General features: G+C 37.7%; 1 protein-coding gene. It reads left to right on the forward strand.

The features are described 5' to 3' along the window. The coding region (locus AAEY93_RS20840; RefSeq protein WP_351079601.1) for a GGDEF domain-containing protein at positions 1-257 on the forward strand (257 nt) is incomplete at both ends.

Below are 257 nucleotides of genomic sequence, written 5' to 3' on the forward strand. Positions count from 1 at the left end.
GTGTCGTTAATTATGCTCGACATCGATCTTTTTAAACAAGTGAACGACCAATATGGCCATGAAACTGGCGACGAAGCAATAAAGTGGATTGCACAACATATTAACGAATTGTTTTTTGAAGCAGGCATTACCGCTCGAATTGGCGGAGAAGAGTTTGCTATTTTCCTTAACCAAAAAAATCTTACTCAAGCAAGGCAGTTAGCCCAAAAGCTATGCAGAAGTATTGATCAATATCCCTTTTATTTTAACGGTAATAG

Origin of the sequence: Shewanella sp. CAL98-MNA-CIBAN-0140, from assembly GCF_040309905.1 — a bacterium.
GTDB lineage: Bacteria > Pseudomonadota > Gammaproteobacteria > Enterobacterales > Shewanellaceae > Shewanella > Shewanella psychromarinicola.